We start from the raw sequence: 22990 nt of genomic DNA, 5'->3' as shown, positions 1-22990 counted from the left end.
CCCCCAGGCGATCCTGACAATCCAACGTGCCCGCTGATTCCGCCGTAACTTGGTTGGCCCGGAAAGGAGTGCGATATCATGAAACTGACTTGGAAGACCCTGGGTCTGGCCACCGCCCTTGCGGCATCGGCCCTGACCGCATCGGCGCCCGCGATGGCGCGCGATTACTACGATCGGGGCGGCAACGATGCTGCCGTGGCCATCGGCGCCGGAATCATCGGCCTGGCTCTCGGGGCGGCGCTCGCCGACCGGGATGATGGTCGCTATTACGATCGCGGCTATTACGATTCCCGTCGCTACGTTACCGTGCGCGATCGGCCGGGCTATTACTATTATTATGAGGGCGCGCCCAACCGCTACTACCGCGATCGCTACTACGACCGGTACTATGCCCCCTACTACCGCGACCGTTGGGCCGGCCGGGACCGCTGGCGGGACGACCGTCGCGGCTGGCGGGACGATCGTCGTGGCTGGGGCCACGATCGCCGCTGGGATCGCGGCCGGGATGGCTGGCGGGACGATCGCCGGCGGGACTGGCGCAGGGATGACCGGCGCCGGGACGATCGCCGCAGGGATTGGCGCCGCTAGGCGACCGTCCCCAAGGCAATGAACGCAGTCGGCGGTTTTCCGCAGGTTCCCACACGCATCCGTGAAGTCCACTCGCCAATTGCAGCGAGGGAGGCTATGGGGCTGCCCACCATGGAAACCGCCGACCTGCGAATTGCCCTTTTTTCGGGCAACTACAACTATGTCCGTGACGGAGCGAACCAGGCGCTGAATCGCCTCGTCGGCTACCTTCTGCGCCAGGGCGCGCAAGTTCGCGTCTACGCGCCCGTCGTCGACAATCCCGCATTCGAACCGACCGGAGATCTCGTCGGCATCCGCGCGATGCCTATCCCAACGCGTTCGGAATACCGGATGCCCTTGTCGATAGCCGGCAAGGCGCGGCGCGATCTCAAGGAATTCGCGCCGAACATAGTCCATGTCTCGTCGCCCGATCCGGTTGGCCATCAGGCCGTGACCTGGGCCCGCAACCGCAAGCTGCCCGTACTCGCATCGGTGCACACGCGTTTCGAGACCTATCTTCGCTATTACAACATGGCCTGGGGCGAGCCGCTGATCGAGGCGATCCTGCGCCGCTTCTACCGCCGCTGCGACGCCCTGGTGGCGCCTTCGGAATCGATGGCGCAGCTCCTGCGCGAGCAGCGCATGAACTACGACGTGTCGATCTGGTCACGCGGGGTCGATCGCGAGATCTTCAACCCCGACCGGCGGGACATGGCGTGGCGTCGCAGCCACGGCATTGCCGATCATGAGGTCGTGGTCGGCTTCCTCGGCCGGCTTGTCATGGAAAAGGGTCTCGACGTGTTTTCCGACACGCTTGACGACCTGCGCCGCCGCAACGTCGCGCACCGGGTTCTCGTGGTCGGCGAAGGCCCTGCCCGCGAATGGTTCGAGGCACGCCTTCCGCAGGCTGCCTTCGTCGGTTTCCAGCAAGGCACGGACCTCGCCCGCGCGGTCGCCGGCATGGACATGCTGTTCAACCCCTCGGTCACCGAAACCTTCGGCAATGTCACGCTGGAAGCCATGGCCTGCCGCCTGCCGGTCGTGGCCGCCGCCGCAACCGGCAGCCAGAGCCTGGTCAGCGATCACGCTTCCGGCAGGTTGATCCCGCCCGGCGCGATCCACCAGTTCGCCGAAGCGCTCAAGGCCTATATCGAAAGCCCTGCCCTGCGCGAAAGCCACGGCCTGGCCGGCGAAGCCCGCGCTCTCGAATTCAGCTGGGACCGCATCAACCAGGCCGTCGCCGATACGTATGTCCGCCTGATCCGGCAGCGTACGAAGCGCTGACCGGCCCCCGCGCGCCCGTCAGGCCAGTACCCGGCGCGTCCGCATCCTGACGGCATACCAGAGCAGGAACACCGCCACGGCCCAGATGGTCGCCGTCAGCGCAATGCTGCCGGCGCCCTTCATCATGTCGGGCACGTCGGATAGGAAGGGATAGAGCTGGTTCACCGCAAGCCCGAGCAGCGAGATCGTGAAGGCCGCGACGGCCCAGCGCGAACGCAGCAGCAGGAGCAGCGATCCCGCCAGCCCACCCCAGACACCGAGCGCCCAGGTCACCACGGTCCAGGTCGGCGCGGCGTCCAGCCAGTCGATCATCTCCGGCGATAGAGGCGCCATCCACTGCGGGTTGCGCGTCACGGTCATGGCGAAATCGGTACAGCCGAAGGCATTCCACAGCAGCGAGACGAGGCCTACCACCCACAACTGCCAAGGCGCCCTGACGCGCGTGGATCCGATCATCTCCCGTCCCTTTCGTCCCGTTTTATGGACAGGCAGGCTACTCCTGCCGCCGAACCGATGCAATTGCGCGCCATAATCGCTAGATAGCTCCCATGGCCGACCTTTTCGCCGACGATCTTCCGCCCTCCCCCGCGCCTGACGCCCCGCGCGAGGATGCCCCGCTCGCCGACCGCCTGCGGCCGCGCACGCTTGCCGACGTCGTGGGACAGGAACACCTGACCGGGCCGGAAGGACCGATCGGCCGCATGGTCGCGGCGGGCCGCCTGTCCTCGATGATCCTCTGGGGTCCGCCCGGCACCGGGAAGACCAGCATCGCACGCCTGCTCGCCGATGCGGTGGGCATGCGCTTCACCGCCGTCTCCGCGGTATTTTCGGGCGTGGCAGACCTCAAGAAGGCATTCGCCGAAGCGGATCTCGCCGCGCGGGCCGGCCAGCGCACGCTGCTGTTCGTGGACGAGATCCACCGCTTCAACCGCGCCCAGCAGGACGGCTTTCTTCCGTTCGTCGAGCGCGGGACCGTCACTCTTGTCGGCGCCACGACGGAGAACCCCAGCTTCGCACTCAACGCCGCGCTGCTCAGCCGCGCGCAAGTGCTGATCCTGCACCGGCTCGGCCCCGAGGCGCTCGGTGCATTGCTCGACAAAGGCGAAGCGCTCGAAGGCGCGCTTCCGCTCGATGGCGATGCGCGTGCCGCGCTGGTGGCATCGGCCGACGGGGACGGACGCTTCCTGCTCAACCAGGCCGAGACGCTCTATTCCGCGAAAATCCCCGAGCCGCTCGATCCGGCCGGACTGGGCCAGTTCCTGCAACGCCGCGTGGCGGTTTACGACAAGGACCGGGACGGGCACTACAACCTCATCTCCGCGCTTCACAAGTCGCTGCGCGGCTCCGATCCGCAAGCCGCGCTCTACTACATGGCGCGAATGCTGACGGCGGGCGAAGAGCCTCTTTACGTGCTGCGCCGCCTCGTGCGCTTCGCCAGCGAGGACGTGGGACTGGCCGATCCGCAGGCGCTGGTCCAATGCCTTGCGGCCAAGGATGCCTACGAATTCCTCGGCTCTCCCGAAGGCGAACTGGCGATCGTGCAGGCCTGCCTCTACCTCGCCACGGCGCCGAAATCGAACGCGGCCTACACCGCGTTCAAATCCTCGTTCAAGAGCGCCCGCGAAACCGGCTCCCTCGCCCCGCCCGCCAATATCCTCAACGCGCCGACCAAGCTGATGAAGGACATCGGCTACGGCAAGGACTATGCCTACGACCATGACGCGCCTGACGGTTTTTCGGGCGACGACTACTGGCCCGAAGACATGGCACCGCAGACCTATTACCAGCCGGTGGAACGCGGGTTCGAACGGGAAATCCTCAAGCGCCTGGAATGGTGGGACCGAAAGCGCGCCGAACGCCGCGCGGAATAGGGCAAACTCATGCCGCGCTTCCGGCATTTCATGGCAATCGACTGGTCCGGTGCACTGGGACCGCGGCAAAAGGGCATCGCGGTGGCCCTCTGCGGACTGGAAGGCCCGCCGGTCCTGCTGCGTCCGCAAGGTCATGTCCACTGGTCCCGCGAGGATGCGCTTCACCTCCTGCAACGGGACCTGCCGGAGGACACGCTCGTCGGTATGGACCTTGGCATCTCACTTCCCTTCGCCGATGCTGGCGCATTCTTTCCCGGCTGGCCGGCAAGCCCTCCCGATGCCCGCGCGCTATGGGCGCTGGTCGATGCCATCTGCGCGACTGACGGCCATTTCGCGGCGACCAGTTTCGTCGATCACCCGGAACTCAGCGCATTCTTCCGCCGTCACGGCGGCCGGGAAGGCGTGCACTTCCATCTGCCGGATGCGCCGGATCGAAGAGGGCGCATGCGCGTGACCGAACGGGCGCAGGCACGCGCCGGCTGCCGGCCCTACTCCAACTTCAACCTGGTCGGAGCCGCGCAAGTCGGCAAGTCCAGCCTCACCGGCATGCGGCTGCTGCACCGCCTTGGCAGATCCCTGCCGGTATGGCCGGTCGATCCGCTCCCGAAGGCGGGATCGGTGGTCACCGAGATCTACACGACCCTCGCTGCCGTCGCCGCAGGACGCCCAGCGGGCCGGGCCAAGATGACCGACCATGATGCGCTGAACGGCGCCCTTGCGGGACTTGGCTCTCCGCCGGTCGAGGGCGATGGCCCGATAGACGATCACAGCGCCGATGCACTCCTCACCGCCGCCTGGCTACGCATCGCCGCCCCGCGCGCGGACTTGTGGAAACCCACTGATCTTACGGAGGAACTGGCCCGTACCGAGGGCTGGACCTTCGGCGCGCCTTAGCTCACAACCTGCGCCATCGGGGCCCGGCGAGATTTCGAGCGCCATGGCCCCCAACATGACTGACAGGGACTGCCCCGCTATGAAGAACACGCTGCTGGCAGGCATTGCCTGCCTTGCCCTCGGCCTCGGCCTCGGCGCGCAAATGCCTTCCGCCTTCGCCGCACCCGCAGCCACATCGGTGGCCGCCGAACTCGGTAAGCCGGCAACGCCTTGGAAGGCCTTCGTCAACCGCACCATCGAGGCCTGGATGGCCCAGGACCCTTCTTTCGCGGTCTATCAGGGGGCTCACCAGTTCGACGGCAGGCTTCCTGACTGGAGCCCCGCGGGCCTCAAGGCTAGAGGGGATTTCCTTCGCAAGGTGATCGCGCAGGCCGGCGCTTTCAACGCCCTTTCCGCTGAAGACCGGTTCGAGCGCGATTATCTGGTGCAGGTGGCCAAGGGGCAGTTGTTCTGGCTGGAAGACGCCGACAAGCCCCATACCAATCCCGGTTACTACATCGAGAACGGCCTCGACCCGAACGTCTACGTGAGCCGCGGCTATGCCGACAAGCCTACCCGCATGAAAGCCATGATCGCGTTCTTCAAGGCCGTACCCAAGGCTGCTGCCCAGATTCGCGGCAACCTGAAGACGCAGATGCCCGCCAGCTTCATCAAGCTCGGGGTCGCAGGCTTCGGCGGTTTTGCGGAGTATTATCGCGGCGATGCCCGAACCGCCTTCGCCGACGTGAAGGACGCAAGGTTGCAGGCGGAATTCAGGACCAGTTCCGAAGCCGCCGCGAAATCCATGCAGGATCTGGCAGATTGGCTCGGCAAGGCAAAGCCGACGCAGGACTTCGCATTGGGCGCGGCCCGCTTTTCCCGGATGGTGGCCGCCACCGAGGCGGTGGACGCATCACTGGATGAACTGGAGGCGGTGGGACGCGCAGATCTCAAACGCAACCAGGATCTCCTCAAGGCCGCCTGCGCGGAATATGCGCCGGGCAAGGACATCCAGGGCTGCTTCGACAAGATGCGCGCCGACAAGCCGGAAGGTGGCCCCGTTGCCGCAGCGCGCCTGCAGATTCCTGAACTGACCGCCTTCGTGCGGCAGCACGACATCGCCACTATACCCGGCACCGAACAGGCGCTGGTCGAGGAAAGCCCGCCCTACAACCGCCAGAACTCCGCCTATATCGATCCGGCCGGTCCGCTCGAGAAGGGCATCCCCTCCGTCTATTACATCTCTCCGCCCGACCCATCGTGGCCCCAGCAGATGCAGCAGGACTATATCCCCGGTAAGGACGACCTGCTGTTCACCTCGGTCCACGAGGTGATGCCCGGCCATTTCCTGCAATTCCTGCATTCGAACCGCTCGCCTTCCTGGGTAGGGCGCCTGTGGGTCGGCTACGCCTTCGCGGAGGGCTGGGCGCACTATGCCGAGGAAATGATGTGGGACGCCGGGCTCGGAAACGGAGACGCGGGAGTCCACGTCGGCCAGCTTTCCAATGCCCTGCTGCGCAACTGCCGCTATCTGTCGGCCATCGGCCTGCATGCGCGGGGCATGACACAGGAACAATCCAAGCGCATGTTCATGGACGAATGCTATCAGGACGAAGGCACGGCCGAACAGCAGGCCGCGCGCGGCACTTACGACCCGGCCTACCTCAACTACACGCTCGGCAAGCTGATGATTCGCAAGTTGCGCGAAGACTGGACAGCCACGCGTGGCGGCCGCACTGCGTGGAAGCCGTTCCATGACGAATTCCTGAGCTACGGCGGCCCACCGGTCCCGCTCGTCCGTCAGGCAATGATGAAGGAAGCCGCGCCGCACGCGGTATTCTGAGCCTGAACGCAGATAGATACAAAAGCACTGGACCGGCGCCCCTCCCTCGCGGTAAGGGCGCCGGACTTGTTTCGCGCATCGCACATCGCCGACGCGCCGGGCCGGCTTAGCTCAGTTGGTAGAGCACCTGATTTGTAATCAGGGGGCCACGGGTTCGAATCCTGTAGCCGGCACCACTCACTATTCCCAACCTTGCCCCAAGTGGCCCCTAGATGACCGGCGCCATCGCCTGCGCGACCGTGCTGGCGAAGCGCCAGGGCGCGTGTTGATGTGGCGCGCTACGCCGACGATCAGCCTTCTCATGCCGGATGAGCCAGTGTGGAAGCGAGCGGTCAATCGCTTCCGGGGTTAGGCGGCGTGGACAAGTTCGGTGTAGCCACGGCCGCAGCCAAGAGCCGTCAATTCAAGAAGGCGAGGCGACGGAATATGTCGATATTTCCAACCGAGCCGCCGCCGAAGGGATGGCTTTGGCTACGGCCCCGAAGGGGTTGGTCTGTCGAACTTGTCCACGCCGCCTAGGCTGACCTTCAGCTTGATAAGCACCGCATTGGTCATGCAGGCACTTGCCGCACCGAACAGCTACTGGTTGCCGGCTTCGAGATATTCCTTGACGATGTTCGACATGTCGAACGAGGCACCGCCCTGGACGGGCGGATAGGCGGAAAGTGTTTTCAGGTGCTCTTGCATGAGCGCGCTCATCGGCTGGATCAGCCAACTGACTTTCTGCAGGAGATGTCCGTAGCTGTCCGAGTTGTCATAACTCTCGAAGGGGTCCATGCGGATGTTGAAGAAGAGCGGCACGGTGCGCGGAATGACGTTGGCGTAGTAGTCCTCTTTCGTAGAGAAATGCATTTTCCACACCCCCATACGCACCGCTGTGAGCTTGCTTTCGTAGTAATGGAAGATGTGGCTGCGCGCCGATTTCTTGGTTTGTCCGGTCCAGTACGGGAGGTTGTTGACTCCGTCGATGTACTGCTTCTTCTGGCTCAGCATTCTGCTTGCGACATCGGGCACCCCGGCGACCGCTGAAAGGGTGGTGAACATGTCCTGGTGCCCCTGGATGCCGTTGAGTTCGACACCCTGCGGGAGGCCTTGCGGCCAGCGCACCATCGAGATTACACGCACACCTCCTTCATAGGTGGTCATTTTCTCGCCACGGAAGGGCGTGGTACCGCCATAGGGCCAAGAGGAATGTTCCGGGCCGTTGTCGGTCGAATACCAGACCAGCGTGTTGTCGAGCATACCCTGCTGTTCAAGCCATTGCAGTACGAGGCCGATGTCGTGGTCGTGCTGCTTCATGCCCGAGCCGTGAAAGTCGGCTTCGCTGGTGTCCTCTTCGGCGGCGTAGCGCCATTCGTCGTTGAGGCGCGTGTACAGGTGCATGCGGCTGGTATTGAGCCAGACAAAGAACGGCTCGTTATCCGCCTTTGCAGCGCCCATGAATGCCAACGCCTTGGGGATTACCTCTCCCGCATCGAAGTTCTTCATGCGTTCCTGCGTGAGCGGGCCGGTGTCTTCAATGGTCTGCTTGCCCACCTTTCCGAAGCGCGGATCGACTGCGGCATCGTCCTTGGCTGTGGCACGGCAGTGGAGGACGCCTCGTGTGCCGAAGCGCTTTTCATATGTTTCCAGATCGCCCGAGAAATCCTTGCCGAAACGCTCATAATCGCGCTGCTCGGACTCCTCCTGGGTGTTAAGATGGTAGAGGTTGCCAAAGAACTCGTCGAAGCCGTGAACGGTAGGCAGGTGCTCGTTACGGTCGCCGAGATGGTTCTTGCCAAACTGGCCAGTGCGGTATCCCGCCGACTTCATGACCTCGGCAAGGCAGGGCGAAGCCGCCTGGAGGCCGAGCGCGGCACCCGGCTGGCCCACTGTCGTCATGCCTGAGCGGATCGGATACTGACCGGTAATGAAGGCCGCGCGTCCTGCAGTGCAGGAAGGTTGCGCGTAGTGGTCAGTAAACTTGATCCCTTCCTTGCCGATCCGATCGATATTGGGGGTGCGGTAACCCATGATGCCCATGCCGTAGGCCGAAACGTTCTGCCACCCGATGTCATCGCCCCATATAACGAGGATGTTCGGGCGCCTGCCGGAAACCGTCTGTGCCTGGGCCGGGTTCGAACCGATCAACGAGGATAGTGCCGGAGTCGCGGCCAGCATGCTCGATCCCAGCAGCAGCTTGCGGCGTGAGAGGCGGCTGTCGGCACCAGCCTCCATCCCATTATCGACCCTGTTCAATCCATCCTAGTCTTCGTGATTCATGAATATCCCCTTGCCTCAATGGATGCACAGGCGCGGCTGCCCACCGCTCCATTCACACTGCCAGAATTTCCGGATCCAGGGTTTGTCCCACTGCGGGAAACCCTGAATCCGGATCAAATGGAAAGATGCAGGCGCGGATGATGTCGCCCGTGGTGGAGTCGTCAGTCGTGGCCCTTGCTCATGAACTGTTCGACCACGTTGGACATGTCGAAGCTCTTGCCGCCCTGTACCGGCGGGTACTTGGCGAGCGTCATGAGGTGGTCCTTCATCATTTCGCCCATAGGCCCGGTCTGCCAGGAGACCTTCTGGATGAGGTGCCCGTAGCTGTCCGAGTTGTCGTAGCTCTCGAAGGGGTCCATGCGGATGTTGAAGACCAGCGGCTTCGAGCGGCCGACCATGTTCCCGTAGTAGTCCTCGTTGGTCGAGAAGTGCCACTTCCACGGGCCCATGCGCATCGAGGTGAGCTTGGATTCATTGTAGTGGAACACGTGGTTGCGCGCCGAGTCCTCAGCCTCGCCCTTCCAGTAGGGTAGGTTGTTCACGCCGTCGATGTACTGTTGCTTCTCTTCCATGACCTTCTCGGCCACGTCCTCTACCCCGGCTGCGGCGGCGAGTGTGGTGAACATGTCCTGGTGGCACTGGATGCCGTTCTTGAGCTGCAGCGGCTCGATCACGCCGGGCCACTTGAGCATCGAGATGACGCGCACGCCGCCTTCGTAAGTGGTCATCTTCTCGCCGCGCCAGGGCGTCGTCGCGCCGTGCGGCCATGAGGAATGCTCGGGGCCGTTGTCTGTCGAGTACCAAACGATGGTATCTTCATCGAGCCCGTTTTCCTTCAGCCAATCAAGCACGATGCCCACGTCATGGTCGTGCTGCAGCATGCCCGAGCCATGGAGGTCGGCTTCCGAGGTGTATTTCTCGGCCGCATAGCGCCACTTGTCGTTGAGGCGCGTGTAGAGGTGCATGCGGCTGGTGTTGAGCCAGACGAAGAACGGCTCATCGCTGTCCTTCGCCTTCTTCATGAATTCGAGCGCGGGAGGAATGAACTCCTTCTCGTCGATCTCGTGCATGCGCTCCTGGTGAAGCGGCCCGGTGTCGACGATCTTCTGTTTGCCCACCTTGCCGAAGCGGGGGTCTTCGGTGGGATCGTCTTCCTCGGTCGCCCACGAGTGGATTACGCCGCGCGCGCCGAACTTCTTCTCGTATTCCTCGAGGCTACCCGCGTAAGCCTTGGCGAAGGCCTGATAGTCGCGCTGCTCGTCTTCTTCCGACACGTTGAGGTGGTAGAGGTTGCCGAAGAATTCCTCGAAGCCGTGATTGGTCGGCAGATGCTCGTTGCGATCGCCGAGATGGGATTTGCCGAAGTGGCCGGTGCGGTAACCCGCGGCCTTGAGCACTTCGGCAAGGCACGGCGAGGTTTTCTGCAGGCCGAGCGGGTCTCCCGGTTGCCCCACCGTCACCATGCCCGAGCGGATCGGGTACTGGCCGGTGATGAAGGCCGCACGGCCCGCCGTGCAGGACTGCTGGGCATAGTGGTCGGTAAAACGGATACCGCCATAGCCGATGCTGTCGATGTTGGGCGTGGTGTATCCCATTGTTCCCAGGCCGTAAGCGCTGACATTTTGCCAGCCAATGTCGTCACCCCAGATGACAAGGATATTGGGACGCTTTGCCATAATTTCCAACTCCACGCGTGGTGTGAAAAACGGGCTTCCCATGAGAATAGAATCGGTCTCGTGAAATGCCGAACATCAGGCCCCATGTGCTAAGGCATCACCTGGGGGCGAGGGATCGGGGTTATCCCTGAGATATCAGCGGGGTTGTCCGCGCATCGGTAATGCAGCTCTACTTTGCCGCAAGGATGGCCAATCGCGCGCGACCATCTCAAATATCGTAGAATTCAGATATCGCCGGCCTCATGTCCAAAGCGGACACCACCGTTTCTTGCGGATGTTATGAATGGGCAAATCCCCGAGCGCGGCGTCGATCTGCCCGATACTAGGTCGAAAGCGCTCTCGGAATATCCAACCGCAGCCGACGATTTCGGGCGCGGCAATGGCTTTTTCCCATGCCCTCTGCAGAGCGCATCACTGCCGGCGCTGCAGGCTTCTTCCGTCGCTGAAATATCCGCCGAACTTGCCAGGCACATGCGCACCGGACATCTTCCGGCTCGCATGCCTTGCGCAGCCTACGCTATCGACCGCGAAAGCCGGCCGCGCCAGTTTGTCAGCGCGGCCTTGATTGCGGCGCAAACCGGCGGCTCCCAGTAGTTCGCAATGACCCAGGCCACGAAGATCGCGACGCCGGAGCCAATCAGGAACGCCCACGTCGCGTTGAAGCCGATCAACCCGAGGCCGTACATGGCCGCACCCACGACCGTAGTATGGCTGAGATAGAGCGGATAGGTCAGCTTACCGAGCCCGGTCATCCATCCGGAACGCGCGGTGGATGCGTTTGCCAGCGAATCTGCCATGACCCAAACCGCAGCGCCCCAAAGGCACAGCGGAGCAACGCTGTTGTAGCTCACAACGGTCAAGGTCTTGCTGTTGAGGACGATCTCGATGGCGCCCAGCGATACCGCGAGCGGCATGAAAATCCGAGTTGCCAGCGTCGCGCGCTGTTCCGAGCGCAACCACATGAAAATGCCAAGGGCGAAGAACGAACCGAAGCGCAGAAGCAGCGCCCGTTCCACGGGAACGTAGAATTCCACGCCGCCAAGCGCCAGTATGGTCCAGATCGTGGACCACAGCGTCAGCCCCACCGCCACTTGCTCAAGGGAAACGCGCTTCTGCATCGTCCAGAGCGCGACCAGGCCATAAAACACGATCTCTACGCCCAGGGTCCAGAAGACCGGGTCGATCCACTGACCTTTCGGCAGCAGCACCATCGATTTGATGACCATCAATGGCCAACCCGCCGGTAATGCCCCGGTCAGATAGAGAAGGACCGCGGCAAGCGGCGCACACAGGATAGCCGCAGGATAAAGGCGCGAGGCGCGCCCGATCACGAACTTCGCAGGCCCACGTCCGAATGCAGAATTGGCGATCACGATGCCGGATATGACGAAGAAGATTTCCACGCCGACCCAGCCCGGCCCGCCATATTGAGTGAAAAAGGAAACGGGGCCGGACATATGCGCAATTTTGGCCGGAAACTCCTCGGGCCGAAACCAGGCCTTCGTCGCCATGTGGTGGATCAGAACCAGGCAGGCCGCAACGAACCGGATCAAATCTATGGCGTTGTAATACTTGCGCATTCTGCTCAGGCACCCCTGCGAGAAAAAAAGGGGTCAGGCAGATATCGCCAGTCGCTCCCCTTTCCCGCGGTATCGCCAAGCTACCAACCCATTGCAACAATTTAACTACAATTTGCGCCGGATCGAAGGTTTTCTGCGAAGTTTGACCAAAATAAGAGCCGAATTGATCTTTTCCGTGAAGGGCCCTCTGGCCGCGGCTTTCGAAGCGGACAACCAGTGTCCCGCCTGGTAATTCGGCTCCGCGCTCTGCACCGCCACAGCGATATCGTTTTTCAGTATGTCCGATTATATAACATATAGAAAATCGGGGCTGGGAAGTGTGAAAAGTGAACATATAGTCCGGCCGCCATCCATTGGGGGGTGGAGGGGGGCTTTCATGATTTCTCGCATTAAGCGAATTTTCTGCATTTTCGACCGGCACAGCCGAGGCAACAAGACCCGATGGACGGGAATCGAGTATGAAAGCGAGTGCCTTCACTGCGGCACCGGCATTCGGCGGATCAAGCGCGGAACCTGGAGAAGCCGGGCCTGAACCCGCCTGAACGGGATCGATCCCGGCGGCAGTGTGGTGGTCTGACGGGTCTGGTGGCGAAGCTTGCCCGGAAGGAGGAGAACAGGCAGCCACTTCCTTCAGACGGGCCTAGGTTGAAGTCGCTAGGCGTTCGAAACCCTGCGCTAGCATCGGTTGCGGAAGATCGTGCCCATGGAAAGCCACGAACTCCCGCAGGATGAACCGCCGCCATGCAATCTGACCGCTTATGGGCGGCGCCGGCAGAGCCGCCTTCATGTACGACTCCCCGCAAGGCTCGTCACGCTCGGGAGTACACATCAGGCGGTGCTGCTCGACCTGTCGGCCTCAGGCGCCAGACTGCACGTCCAGGCTCAACTCAGGACCGGATGCGAAGTGGTCGTCGAATGGGCAAAGCGTCATATCCTCGGCCATGACGCGCCGGGCCATGAAGGATTCGGGGAAGTGATCTGGTGTCGCTCAAACCATTGCGGCATCGCGTTCTTTGAACCGCTGCCCTTGCAGATCGTGCTCGCCACACGCCTCGTCGATGACTGCGAGCACCTTCCGCCGGCCACGCATGCCCCGCGCAAGATGGCCGTTTGAAGCGCCGGTTCAGACCGGGACCGGCTGGGTCAGCGCGATTTCTCCGAAGTAGCGGGCAAGCCGGTCAACCGCCTGGTCCGTCAGTTCGATGAACGCTCGTCTGCGATCGTTCTCGTCACAAACACGCTGGAACAGGCCCGCCTCCACCAGTTGGCCGATCCAGCGCAGCGCTGTAGTGGGCGGGACGGCCGAAGCGATACAGAGCGAGGTGACCGACACCTGTTTGCCTTCGGCCCGCGCGGCGGCAAGATCCAGCAGCATATCCCAGGCAGGGTCTGCGAACAGGTCTCCCTCGATGAAGCGAGCGCGCAACTGGCGCTGCCGGATGATCCTGCGCAGCATGCGCGCGTCGGACAAGAAGGAAGGGTCCTTCGCCGCGTAAGGAGGGCCATTGCCCGCGAAATCCGGGGCCTCGGCAGAAGCGCCCGATCGCCCTGCCCGCGCCGGTCCTGCAGGCGCCAGCCTGTCCATATGGCCGGCGATCTGCCCGACCTGCTCGCTCAGACGAAGCAGCATCAAGCGATCGTCTTCAGACAATTCACGCAGCCGGGCAGCGGGGAAACCGGCCATGACCTGCCCCAATGCGATCACCCGCTCCGCGCGGTTGGGATCGACCAGCAGCACCGGCATCGACATGTCCATGCAGGCGAATACCTCATCCAGCATCTCGACGCTGGTGGATACGATCAACCGCGTGTCACCGCCCGCTGCACGCAGGTCCAACCGTGCGAGCGCCGCCAGGGTTGCAGCATCGATGACGGGGCAATCGAGCATGACGACATCGCCGAGCGAGCGCCCCTCCGCGGCCGGTAGATCGCCGAGTGATCCAGCGAAAGCGACGTGGAGGCCGGCACCCGCGGCATCTTCCTGCATGGTCGAGCGCAAGTGTGCCCGATCCGCAAAGATTGATAGTGAAACCGATCTTCCTCCGGACACGTCTTGCGACGTTCCATAGGAAAAATCGGTGGCATCGGTGTTCCACATGACCGTTCGCCCCATTCCAACAATCAGGAACAGGAGTAGAACGAAGCCATCGATAGTCAAGAAACGCGGCTATTAAATCCTTGTCACCAACCGGAAAGTTCCCGATTAACAAGCGCTTGCAGCATCTCCATGCCCGACGCACCATCATTCAGGCAGGACAGTACGGCCATCTCGCGGCCTCCGGCCTCCTCGAAGACCTCCCTGCCCCGAATCGCCAGTTCCTCCAGCGTTTCCACGCAGTCTGCCGAGAAGCCCGGCGCCGCTACGGCGATGCGGGTCGTGCCCGCTTTCGCCTCTGCCGCCAGCACGTCTTCGGTGGACGGCTCCAGCCACTTTGCCCTGCCGAAGCGCGACTGGAAGCTCGTTTCAATCCGTAATCCCGGAACGCGCAGATTCAGGCGTTCGGTCAACAGGCGCGAGGTCTCGCGGCAGTGCCAGTGGTAGGGATCGCCGAGATCCGCGGTTCGCTGGGGCATTCCGTGGTAGGACAGCAGAAGCACTTCCGGCACGAAGTCCAGCCCCCCGATCTGACGGACCAGATCATCCTCCAGCGCGCCGATATAGGCGGCATCGCCGAAATAGGGCGGCAGGGTGCGGATCGCGGGCTGCCAACGCATCGCGCGCAGCGCCTCGCCCAGCCTGTCCATCACCGAGGCCGTCGTCGCCCCCGAGTATTGGGGATAGAGCGGCGCGACGAGTATCCGGTCGCAGCCTGCATCCTTCATCGCCTGCAGACGCGCGGGAATGGCAGGATTGCCGTAGCGCATCGCCCAGTCGACCTTCGCGCGAGTCCCCAGCAAGGCCTGAAGCCCGGCCGCCTGCGCGGCGGTGATCGCAGCGAGCGGCGAGCCCTTGTCGGTCCAGACCTGGCGATAGGCCTGAGCGGACTTGGCAGGCCGGGTCCGCAGGATCGCCCCGTGCAGGATCGGCTTCCAGGCGATGGCCGGAATCTCCACGACGCGCGGATCGGAGAGGAACTCCGCGAGATAGCGACGGACTGCGGCAGGGGTGGCAGCGTCGGGCGTGCCGAGGTTGACCAGCAGCACGCCGATCTCGCCCGCGGCGGCGGAATTTCTGTCTTGGGGGGGCATCACATGTCCTCGGCAAAAAGCGGAAGGCGGCGGAATCGCAATCCCGTAGCCGAATAGAGTGCGTTGGCGACAGCCGGGGCGACCACGGCTACGCCCAGTTCCCCCGGATCGGCAGGATCGTCGGTGCTTTCGATGAAGTCCACCTCTATGGCAGGGCAGTCAGCCAGCGTCGGCAGGGAAAGGTCGGCCAGCCGTTCGCTGTCAGGCCTGCCTCCCGTATAGTTGGGACTGCATCCCAGCGCGAGGCCGAGACCGAAGACCAGCCCGCCCTCGATCTGTTGCCGGGCAATATCGAGGTTCACGATGCGGCCGATGTCGGCAACGGCGCTGAGCTTGTCCACCCGCACCCCGTTCTCGTCACGCCGGGCCGAGGCGACCACGGCGATGCGCCCCTCCCCGATCAGGTGGCACGCGATGCCTTGCCCGCTGTTGTCCCCGCCGCCGCCCCATTGCGCAAGCCCCGCCGCGCGCTGAAGGCATTCGGCAAGGCGCGGATCGTGCCCCAGCATGGCCATGCGATAGGCCAGGGGCTCGCGTCCGGCGCGGTGCGCCAGTTCATCCACGAAGCTCTCGTTGAAGAAGGCGGTATAGCCATGGGCATTACCGCGCATCCGCCCGGACGGAAGACCGATATTGGCGGGCACATGGTCGACAGCCAGGCTGGGCACTGCATAGGCCGGGACCGCACCTTCCAGCGCCATCGGATCGGCGACATCGGCCACCGCGTCGAGTGCACCGAACGAGGCTTCGCCGGAGAAGAACCGACGCCCGAACTCCCGCGCGGTAGCGGGCACGGCGATGCGGGCGCGCCAGCCTGCCACGCCCCCTTCCGCGTCGGTTCGCGCCGCCATGACCGCCACGGCCGGCGTGCGCGGATAAGCCGCGAAATGGTCCTGCCGCCGCGAGAGTGTGAGTTGCACCGGGCGGCCGGCCTCCTTCGCCAGCAGCGCGACTTGTGCGGCGTGGGCGCATTCCAGCCGCCGGTCGAAGCTGCCACCGATCGGCATCGGATAAAGGACGACATCCGCCGCACGCAGTCCCAGCGCGGTAGCGGCGGCTTCGCGCGCCGCCTCGGGCGCCTGGGTGCCGATCCAGAGTTCGAGGCGGCCATTCTCGAAGCGCGCCGTGGCGCTCCCGGTCTCGATCGCAGCATGGACGGCCGGGGCGACCTCGTAGCGGATCTGCACCGGCAAGCCCCCCTCGATCGCCGCCATGTCGCCCTCTGCGTGAAGGCGGGTGGGCGTGCCCATGCGCATGGCCTCGTCCAGCGCATTGTCGGCCTCGCTGCTGTCACTTCCGCGGGCGACGCGAAAGCGCGGCCTGGCGCGGTCAAGCGCGGTTTCGGCAGTCCACCAGTCGCCCGCCAGCGCGGCGATCCAGTCAGGCCCGCGCACGAAACGGCTGAAACCCTTGAGGCCCTTCCCCGCGCTTTCGTCAAAGCCCGAGAGTTCCGCCTTGCCGATGGGCGCGTGGCGGATCGCCGCGCGCAACATGTCCGGCAGGCGCACGTCTCCGGCAAAAGTCCACGATCCATCGACCTTGGACGGCAGGTCGAGGCGGGGCCAGCGCAAAGGAGCACCGGGCGGAAACTCTCCGGGCTTCTCCGCCATGGCATCCGCGCGCAGGGGCGGCGGATCGGGCGGGGAGAACCCTGCTGCCTCGGCGGCGAGCGGCCCGAAGGGCAAGCGCTTGCCCTCATGCAGGACAAGGCCGTTCGCCGCTTCGCATTGTTCCGGGGCAACGCCCCAGCGGGCAGCCGCCGCCTGCACGAGCAGCGCGCGGGCCGAAGCGGCGGCGGCGCGGGCCGGACCCTCGTATGCGGCCAGCGAGGTGCCGTCGGCTGTGACGTTGAAACGATGGTCCTGCGCAAAGCGGCGCGCGGCGAAGCCATCGGGATTCTCGGCGATCTCCGGCAACAACGGGAGCCAGAGCGGCGCCCATTTCGCGGCGAGCACGGCATTGGCGTAGATCGCGCTTACAGGCGCGGGCTCGACGGCCACCTGCCGCCAGTCGGCGCCCAGTTCGTAGGCCACCACTTGCGGCAACAGCGTGGTTATTCCCTGCCCCATTTCCACCTGGGGCACGGCCACGCTCACCACCCCGTCAGCGGCGATCTTGATCCAGGCCCCGAACGCATATTCGTCCCGGCCCGGTTCCAAGGGCATCGGAAAGCGGCGCGGGCGCAGGAGATATCCGACTGCGAGCCCGCCGCCTGCCAGCGCGCCGATCAGGACACCCCGGCGCGTGACCGCCATCAGGGGCGGTCCAGCCAATCGGCGACCTTGAGCGCAAGCCCCGCGAAAGCCTCTGCTTGCGGCCCCTGTCCGGCGGCCGGAGGCGTGCCTGCGTCGCTTTCACGCCGGATCGCGATATCGAGCGGGATACGGCCGAGGAAGGCCTTGCCCATCTCCGCGGCAGCAGCCTCGGCCCCGCCAGCGCCGAAGGGGTCGCTCACTTCGCCGCAATGGGGGCAGGCATATCCGGCCATGTTCTCCACCACGCCGACGATCGGCACCCCGCTCTTCTCGAACAGTTCGATGGCGCGGGTCGCGTCCATGAGGGCAAGGTCCTGCGGCGTGGACACGATGACCGCGCCCGCCGGCTTGAACTTCTGGAGCATGGTCAACTGGACGTCGCCGGTACCGGGGGGCAGGTCGACGACGATGATTTCGGCGTTGTCCCAGTGCCCTTCGAGCAGTTGGGTCAGCGCACCTGCAACCATCGGCCCGCGCCAGGCGATCGCCTGCCCCGGCTCCAGCAGATTGGCCATCGACAGCACCGGCACCCCAAAGGCGCTGGCGATCGGGACCAGCCGGCTTTCGTGCGCCACCGGACGCTGCCCCTCGATGCCGAGCAACCGCGCCTGCGACGGCCCGTAGATGTCCGCATCGACCAGCCCCACCTTGCGCCCCATGCGCGAAAGCGCGACCGCCAGGTTTGCGGCCAGCGTCGACTTGCCGACCCCGCCCTTGCCCGAGCCCACCGCGAGAATGCGCTGCACCGGCTTTTCGGCCGTGATCGCCACGCGCACGTCGGCGACGCCCGGCTTGCCTTCCAGCGCACCGGATACGATCTGCTCAAGCCCGGCGCGGTCCTGCACGGAAAGGCCGGTGGCATCGATCACGACGCTCGCCCTGCCGTCGGCGAGCCGCAACGACTGCACTCTGCGAGCCACCTCCGGCGGCAGGAGCGCTTTCAGTCGATCGGCATCCGGGCTTGTCATTTCGTCCTTTCACATGATGGTGAATTTGCCGCTCAGGTGGAGCAGTCGAGGAAAAAGGGCAAGAGAGGCACTGTTTTTGTGCGAATAGCGCACCTATAGATAAGCCTATGAAAGCTATTGGTGGTGCAATCACGCGCGCAGGCCTCGCCATGACCGGACGTCAAAGCCCTTGGGGCGGCGGCGGAAATGACGGCAATGGTCCTGCGGGAGAACCCGGCGAAGGCGGCAACGAAGGCGTGCCCGAGGGTCAGGACGAAGGCCGTAACGACGAGCCTTCAGGCGAAGCCCCCGGCAGCAGGGGCGAACAGGGCAAGCCGCCGGAAAGCCGTCCCGATGATCGCAAGGGCCCTCGCAACCCGTGGCTTCCCAGCGGCAGTGAAACCCCGCCGCGCCGCTCCGCCGGCATCGAGGACATCTTCCGCCCGCGCGATCCGCGCCGCCCCGGCGGCGGAGGCGGCGGCTTCGGACCCGGCGGCGGATTCCCCAACTTGCCGCGCCGCCCCGACGGCAAGTCGTGGCTGCCGCTCGGCATCGGCATCGCGGTTGCCGCGATGCTCGGCATCTCCATGGTCCACATGCTCGGCCCCAAGGAGCAGGGCATCGTTTCGCGGCTGGGCCAGTATTCCCGCACGATCGATTCCGGCCTTTCGCTCACCCTCCCCTGGCCGATCGAACAGGTCGACGTGAAGGACGTGCGTTCGTTCACCGTCTACACGATCCCAGAGGGCGAGGGCGAAAAGCTGATGCTGACGGGCGACAAGAACCTCGTCGATCTCAGCTATCTGGTGCGCTGGAACATCAAGAACCTGAAAGACTACACCTACCGTCTCGCCGATCCTGACGAAACGGTGCGCGAAGTGGCGGAAGCGGCAATGCGCGCGTCTATCGGCCAGATCACGCTGAACGAGACGCTGTCCGGCGCCGGCCGCGCCGTGGTCGAGCAGGACGTGCGCGACCGGACCCAGCGCATTCTCGATTACTATCGCTCGGGCGTCTCGATCCAGGGCGTGGAAATCAAGAAGGCCGATCCCCCGGCCAAGACCAAGGAAGCGTTCGACCAGGTCAACGTCTCCCAGCAGGAAGCGGACCGCGATCGCTCCAAGGCTCGTGCCTGGGCGCAGCAGACGCTTGCCCGCGCCCAGGGCGAGGCCGCCTCGTTCGACAAGGTCTATGAACAGTACAAGCTCGCGCCCGAAGTGACCAAGCGCCGCATGTACTACGAAACGATGGAGCGGGTGCTGCGCGACAACGACACCGTCGTCGCCGAAGCCAAGAACATGAACACGTACCTCCCCCTTTCCGAGATGAAGCGCCGGGCCCCGGCCGCCGAGGAAACCGTGGTTGCCGCGCCCGCGCCGGCCGCCACCGTCGACGCATCCAAGGGAGGCCAGTGATGAATCGCCTCTGGCAGGACTACAAGGCCGCCTGGTTCCTGGGCGGGGCCGCCGTTGTCGGGCTGATGCTCAGCATGATCGTGGTGCCGGAAACGGAGCAGGCGGTCATCGTTCGCACCGGCAGGCCCATTGCGGTGTACAACCCCTATGTGCCCAAGGCCGACTACGGCCAGACCGGCGCGGGCGTTCACTTCCGCATTCCGATGGTGGACCGCGTGATCCGCATCGACAAGCGCCTGCTGTCCGTGGACATGCAGCAGCAGCAGGTCCTCTCGACCGACCAGCTTCGCCTGAACGTCGATGCCTATGCGCGCTATCGCATCATCGATCCGGTCAAGATGGTCGAAACCGCGGGCACCAGCGAACGCGTGACCGAACAGCTCGAACCGATCCTTTCCTCGGTGCTTCGCCAGGAACTGGGCAAGCGCACGTTCCAGTCGCTGCTGACCGCCGAACGCGGCAAGGCGATGGAGAACATCCGCGACGGGCTCGACCGCGAGGCGCGCGAATATGGTGCGCAAGTCGTCGACGTGCGGATCAAGCGCGCGGATCTTCCCGAAGGCGCGCTCGAAAGCGCCTTCACCCGCATGCAGGCCTCGCGCGACGAGGAAGCCAAGACGATCACCGCGCAGGGCCAGAAGGACGCGCAGATCATTCAGGCCGACGCGGAAGCGCAGGCCTCGAAGATCTATGCGGCCGCCTTCGGCAAGGACCCGCAATTCTACGATTTCTACCGCTCCATGCAGAGCTATGGAATTTCGTTCGCCAAGGGAGAGGCCGGGAAGACCATCCTGCTTTCTCCCGACAATGCCTATCTCAACCACTTCAGGGAACCGTGACCGGCGCGAAGCGCTTGAAAGGCCGCCTATTCAAATCCGGTTAAGCTCCCAGAGCTTCAATCGGCATCAGTCGGCGGATGGTGACGCTGCACCGCCAAGACGGAGGAATCAAAGGACGTGAAGCCCGTGCGATACGCTTATGGACTGACCACAGCGCTCCTGCTGGGAGGCGCCACCGCCACGCTGGTGACCGGCTATCCCGCAGGGGCCCAGGTTGCCCAGAACGAAGCCAGCCAGATGGCCAACGTGGTGCCCCGCGCCGGCGCGCCCAGCGGCTTTGCGGACCTGACCGAGCAGCTTCAGCCTGCGGTAGTCAACATCTCGACGCGCCAGCGCGTCCAGGTGCAGGGCGGCGGCAATCCCTTCGCCGGAACCCCGTTCGAGGGTCTGTTCGGCGGCGGCGGCGGTGGCGGCGCCAGCCCGCAAACCCGCGAAGCCCAGTCGCTCGGCTCGGGCTTCATCGTCTCGGCCGACGGCTATGTGGTGACGAACAACCACGTCATCACCGCGGAAGGCAAGGGTCAGGTCGAATCGATCACCGTGACCATGCCGGACGGCACCGAGTATCCCGCCAAGCTGATCGGCAAGGACGCCGCATCCGATCTCGCGGTGCTCAAGATCACTTCCAGCAAGCCGCTGCCCTACGTGAAGTTCGGCGACAGCTCGAAGGCCCGCGTGGGTGACTGGATCATCGCCATCGGCAATCCGTTCGGCCTTGGCGGAACGGTGACGGCGGGCATCATCTCGGCCGTCTACCGCAACACCGGCTCGGGCTCGGGCGCCTATGATCGCTACCTCCAGACCGACGCGGCGATCAACCGCGGCAACTCGGGCGGGCCGATGTTCGACATGAACGGCCAGGTCATCGGCATCAACAACGCGATCTTCTCGCCCACTGGCGGCAGCGTCGGCATCGGCTTCGCGATTCCCGCCGAAACCGCCGCTCCCATCGTGCAGAAGCTGATGAAGGGCCAGGCGATCGAGCGCGGCTACCTTGGCGTGACCATCCAGGCCCTCAACGAGGATCTTGCCGATTCGATGGGCCTCGAACACAACAAGGGCGAATTCATCCAGGCCGTCGTGCCGGACGGTGCCGCGGCCAAGGCCGGAATCCAGGCGGGCGACGTCGTGGTGAAGGTTGACGGCAAGGAAGTGACGCGCGACCAGAACCTCTCGTTCCTCGTCGCCAACACCGCGCCGGGAACGCGCATCCCGATCGAGCTGATCCGCAACGGCCGCCGCATGACGCTGACCGCCACGGTCGACAAACGCCCGAGCGAGGACGAACTCCAGCAGACCTTCGATCCCAGCACCGATCAGGACAGCGATCCGTTCAACAATCCGCCCAAGGAACAGGGCCAGAGCGTTGTCGAAAAGTCGCTGGGTCTCTCGGTAACGCCGCTGACTTCGCAGATCGCGCGGCAGCTCGGGGCCTCGGAAGGCACCAAGGGCCTCGTCATCGTCGCCGTCGATCCGAGCTCGGATGCCGGCCAGAAGGGCTTTGCCCGCGGGTTCATCATCCTCTCGGCCAACAATGCGCCGGTTTCGACGCAGGCCGACCTCGAAAACGCCATCAAGGCCGCCAAGGCCGATGGCCGCTCGGCGATCCTGCTGCGCGTGCAGCCGCGTGGTCAGCCCGCCGCCTTCGTGCCGCTGCGCCTGCGCTGAGGCTTAGGGGCTTCGACAAAAAAGGCCCGCCGGAGCGATCCGGCGGGCCTTTTCATTGCCTGCTCATGGCTTGCTGCGGGAAGGTCAGTTCAGCAGCACGGCCTTGACGCCGTCGATCACGTATTGCGCCGCGAGCGCCGCCAGCAACACGCCGAGAAGCCGCGTGATAACCGCCTCCACCTTGTCGCCCAGAATGCGCATCAGCGGGCCGGCAGCCGCCAGCGCGGCAAAGCTCAGCACCATGACCGCGACCATCGCCGCGAGGATCGCCATGGTCTGCTCCGCGCCGTGCGCGCGCGAGGTGAGCAGCATGATCGTCGCGATCGAGCCCGGCCCCGCCAGCATCGGCATGGCCATGGGGAACACCGAAACATCGTCCACCTCGGGCGTTTCGGCATTATGGGCGATGATCTTCTCCGCCCGCTCCTCGCGGCGCTGGGTGCGCTTCTCGAACACCATGTCGATGGCGATCATGAACAGCATGATGCCGCCCGCGATGCGGAAGGCATTCAGTTCGATATGCAGCGCCCCCAGAAGCCGCGCGCCGAAAAGCGCGAAGACCACCAGAATGGCGGTCGCGATCACGCAGGCACGCGCGGCCATGGAGATCGCCTGAGACCGGCTGGCATCGGCCGAGAGCCCGGCATAGATCGGTGCGCAGCCCGGCGGATCGATCACCACGAAGAGCGTGACGAAAGCACTCAGGAAAAGCTCGTACATG

18 protein-coding genes and 1 tRNA gene are annotated in these 22990 nt (G+C 64.4%); 10 read left to right on the top strand and 9 right to left on the bottom strand.

Going from position 1 to position 22990, the window contains the following annotated elements:
• Window positions 1-78 precede the first annotated feature (78 nt).
• Entirely contained in the window at window positions 79-588 is a 510-nt protein-coding gene (locus ACXJ16_RS15325; RefSeq protein WP_054439558.1) for a hypothetical protein, read from the top strand.
• Between the two features lie 111 nt (window positions 589-699).
• Window positions 700-1851: a glycosyltransferase family 4 protein gene (locus ACXJ16_RS15320; protein WP_185998940.1), complete on the top strand. Its 1152-nt coding sequence runs from the start codon at window positions 700-702 to the stop codon at window positions 1849-1851.
• Window positions 1852-1869: 18 nt separating this feature from the next.
• Here ACXJ16_RS15320 and ACXJ16_RS15315 read toward each other — a convergent pair whose 3' ends face one another.
• Entirely contained in the window at window positions 1870-2307 is a 438-nt protein-coding gene (locus tag ACXJ16_RS15315; protein ID WP_054439557.1) for a hypothetical protein, read from the bottom strand.
• A gap of 92 nt (window positions 2308-2399) precedes the next feature.
• Here ACXJ16_RS15315 and ACXJ16_RS15310 point away from each other — a divergent pair, with 92 nt between their 5' ends.
• The 4 genes from ACXJ16_RS15310 to ACXJ16_RS15295 all read left to right on the top strand — a co-directional run bounded on the left by ACXJ16_RS15310 (window position 2400) and on the right by ACXJ16_RS15295 (window position 6614).
• Complete coding sequence (locus ACXJ16_RS15310; protein WP_054439556.1) at window positions 2400-3722, top strand: replication-associated recombination protein A; 1323 nt, start codon at window positions 2400-2402, stop codon at window positions 3720-3722.
• 30 nt (window positions 3723-3752) lie between these two features.
• Window positions 3753-4616: a hypothetical protein gene (locus ACXJ16_RS15305; RefSeq protein WP_463920900.1), complete on the top strand. Its 864-nt coding sequence runs from the start codon at window positions 3753-3755 to the stop codon at window positions 4614-4616.
• A 79-nt stretch (window positions 4617-4695) separates the two neighbouring features.
• Complete coding sequence (locus tag ACXJ16_RS15300) at window positions 4696-6438, top strand: DUF885 domain-containing protein (protein ID WP_463921803.1); 1743 nt, start codon at window positions 4696-4698, stop codon at window positions 6436-6438.
• A 100-nt stretch (window positions 6439-6538) separates the two neighbouring features.
• A tRNA-Thr gene (locus ACXJ16_RS15295) sits at window positions 6539-6614 on the top strand.
• A gap of 403 nt (window positions 6615-7017) precedes the next feature.
• Here the strand turns inward: ACXJ16_RS15295 and ACXJ16_RS15290 are convergent.
• The 3 genes from ACXJ16_RS15290 to ACXJ16_RS15280 all read right to left on the bottom strand — a co-directional run bounded on the left by ACXJ16_RS15290 (window position 7018) and on the right by ACXJ16_RS15280 (window position 11956).
• On the bottom strand, window positions 7018-8655 hold the full coding sequence (locus tag ACXJ16_RS15290) for an arylsulfatase (protein WP_324696910.1): 1638 nt from the start codon (window positions 8653-8655) through the stop codon (window positions 7018-7020).
• A 206-nt stretch (window positions 8656-8861) separates the two neighbouring features.
• Window positions 8862-10376: an arylsulfatase gene (locus ACXJ16_RS15285; RefSeq protein ID WP_324696912.1), complete on the bottom strand. Its 1515-nt coding sequence runs from the start codon at window positions 10374-10376 to the stop codon at window positions 8862-8864.
• A 512-nt stretch (window positions 10377-10888) separates the two neighbouring features.
• The gene (locus ACXJ16_RS15280) at window positions 10889-11956 is read right to left on the bottom strand and encodes an acyltransferase family protein (protein WP_185998640.1); all 1068 of its coding nucleotides are present in this window, start codon (window positions 11954-11956) and stop codon (window positions 10889-10891) included.
• Window positions 11957-12659: 703 nt separating this feature from the next.
• Here ACXJ16_RS15280 and ACXJ16_RS15275 point away from each other — a divergent pair.
• Window positions 12660-13070: a PilZ domain-containing protein gene (locus ACXJ16_RS15275; protein ID WP_185998639.1), complete on the top strand. Its 411-nt coding sequence runs from the start codon at window positions 12660-12662 to the stop codon at window positions 13068-13070.
• 9 nt (window positions 13071-13079) lie between these two features.
• On the opposite strand, the gene ACXJ16_RS15270 is transcribed toward ACXJ16_RS15275, so the two are convergent.
• The 4 genes from ACXJ16_RS15270 to ACXJ16_RS15255 all read right to left on the bottom strand — a co-directional run bounded on the left by ACXJ16_RS15270 (window position 13080) and on the right by ACXJ16_RS15255 (window position 18368).
• On the bottom strand, window positions 13080-13943 hold the full coding sequence (locus tag ACXJ16_RS15270; protein WP_324696916.1) for a winged helix DNA-binding protein: 864 nt from the start codon (window positions 13941-13943) through the stop codon (window positions 13080-13082).
• Window positions 13944-14137: 194 nt separating this feature from the next.
• On the bottom strand, window positions 14138-15145 hold the full coding sequence (gene hemH, locus ACXJ16_RS15265) for a ferrochelatase (protein ID WP_463920899.1): 1008 nt from the start codon (window positions 15143-15145) through the stop codon (window positions 14138-14140).
• On the bottom strand, window positions 15145-17400 hold the full coding sequence (locus ACXJ16_RS15260) for a molybdopterin cofactor-binding domain-containing protein (protein WP_324696920.1): 2256 nt from the start codon (window positions 17398-17400) through the stop codon (window positions 15145-15147). The genes hemH and ACXJ16_RS15260 overlap by 1 nt, the downstream gene beginning before the upstream one ends.
• Window positions 17400-18368 carry an Mrp/NBP35 family ATP-binding protein gene (locus tag ACXJ16_RS15255; protein ID WP_324696922.1) on the bottom strand — a complete coding sequence of 323 codons (969 nt, stop codon included), beginning with the start codon at window positions 18366-18368 and terminating at the stop codon, window positions 17400-17402. The genes ACXJ16_RS15260 and ACXJ16_RS15255 overlap by 1 nt, the downstream gene beginning before the upstream one ends.
• A 149-nt stretch (window positions 18369-18517) precedes the next feature.
• On the opposite strand from ACXJ16_RS15255, the gene hflK reads away from it, so the two are divergent.
• The 3 genes from hflK (at window position 18518) to ACXJ16_RS15240 (ending at window position 22269) form a co-directional block, all read left to right on the top strand.
• Window positions 18518-19762, top strand: a complete 1245-nt coding sequence (gene hflK, locus ACXJ16_RS15250; protein ID WP_463920898.1) for a protease modulator HflK — start codon at window positions 18518-18520, stop codon at window positions 19760-19762.
• Window positions 19762-20601, top strand: a complete 840-nt coding sequence (gene hflC / locus ACXJ16_RS15245; RefSeq protein ID WP_054439538.1) for a protease modulator HflC — start codon at window positions 19762-19764, stop codon at window positions 20599-20601. The genes hflK and hflC overlap by 1 nt, the downstream gene beginning before the upstream one ends.
• Before the next feature lie 126 nt (window positions 20602-20727).
• A complete protein-coding gene (locus ACXJ16_RS15240; protein WP_197283087.1) occupies window positions 20728-22269 on the top strand; it encodes a Do family serine endopeptidase in 1542 nt (513 codons plus the stop codon).
• Between the two features lie 84 nt (window positions 22270-22353).
• Here the strand turns inward: ACXJ16_RS15240 and ACXJ16_RS15235 are convergent, their stop codons facing one another.
• Window positions 22354-22989, bottom strand: coding sequence for a MarC family protein (locus ACXJ16_RS15235; protein WP_054439535.1), 636 nt, complete (start codon window positions 22987-22989; stop codon window positions 22354-22356).
• Window position 22990 lies beyond the last annotated feature (1 nt).

This window comes from Novosphingobium sp. TK71, from assembly GCF_055361505.1.
The sequence above is the reverse complement of the archived record's forward strand: the minus strand, read 5'-3'. Positions and strand labels throughout refer to the sequence as shown.

Bases quoted from the DNA above. Each gene is read 5' to 3' on its own strand.
- ACXJ16_RS15270 (WP_324696916.1), bottom strand. From the start codon at position 13,943: ATGCAGGAAGATGCCGCGGGTGCCGGCCTCCACGTCGCTTTCGCTGGA.
- ACXJ16_RS15260 (WP_324696920.1), bottom strand. From the start codon at position 17,400: ATGGCGGTCACGCGCCGGGGTGTCCTGATCGGCGCGCTGGCAGGCGGC.
- ACXJ16_RS15320 (WP_185998940.1), top strand. From the start codon at position 700: ATGGAAACCGCCGACCTGCGAATTGCCCTTTTTTCGGGCAACTACAAC.
- ACXJ16_RS15310 (WP_054439556.1), top strand. From the start codon at position 2,400: ATGGCCGACCTTTTCGCCGACGATCTTCCGCCCTCCCCCGCGCCTGAC.
- ACXJ16_RS15285 (WP_324696912.1), bottom strand. From the start codon at position 10,376: ATGGCAAAGCGTCCCAATATCCTTGTCATCTGGGGTGACGACATTGGC.
- ACXJ16_RS15290 (WP_324696910.1), bottom strand. From the start codon at position 8,655: ATGGAGGCTGGTGCCGACAGCCGCCTCTCACGCCGCAAGCTGCTGCTG.
- hemH (WP_463920899.1), bottom strand. From the start codon at position 15,145: ATGCCCCCCCAAGACAGAAATTCCGCCGCCGCGGGCGAGATCGGCGTG.
- ACXJ16_RS15325 (WP_054439558.1), top strand. From the start codon at position 79: ATGAAACTGACTTGGAAGACCCTGGGTCTGGCCACCGCCCTTGCGGCA.
- hflK (WP_463920898.1), top strand. From the start codon at position 18,518: ATGACCGGACGTCAAAGCCCTTGGGGCGGCGGCGGAAATGACGGCAAT.
- ACXJ16_RS15255 (WP_324696922.1), bottom strand. From the start codon at position 18,368: ATGACAAGCCCGGATGCCGATCGACTGAAAGCGCTCCTGCCGCCGGAG.
- hflC (WP_054439538.1), top strand. From the start codon at position 19,762: ATGAATCGCCTCTGGCAGGACTACAAGGCCGCCTGGTTCCTGGGCGGG.
- ACXJ16_RS15315 (WP_054439557.1), bottom strand. From the start codon at position 2,307: ATGATCGGATCCACGCGCGTCAGGGCGCCTTGGCAGTTGTGGGTGGTA.
- ACXJ16_RS15280 (WP_185998640.1), bottom strand. From the start codon at position 11,956: ATGCGCAAGTATTACAACGCCATAGATTTGATCCGGTTCGTTGCGGCC.
- ACXJ16_RS15305 (WP_463920900.1), top strand. From the start codon at position 3,753: ATGGCAATCGACTGGTCCGGTGCACTGGGACCGCGGCAAAAGGGCATC.
- ACXJ16_RS15235 (WP_054439535.1), bottom strand. From the start codon at position 22,989: ATGTACGAGCTTTTCCTGAGTGCTTTCGTCACGCTCTTCGTGGTGATC.
- ACXJ16_RS15275 (WP_185998639.1), top strand. From the start codon at position 12,660: ATGGAAAGCCACGAACTCCCGCAGGATGAACCGCCGCCATGCAATCTG.
- ACXJ16_RS15300 (WP_463921803.1), top strand. From the start codon at position 4,696: ATGAAGAACACGCTGCTGGCAGGCATTGCCTGCCTTGCCCTCGGCCTC.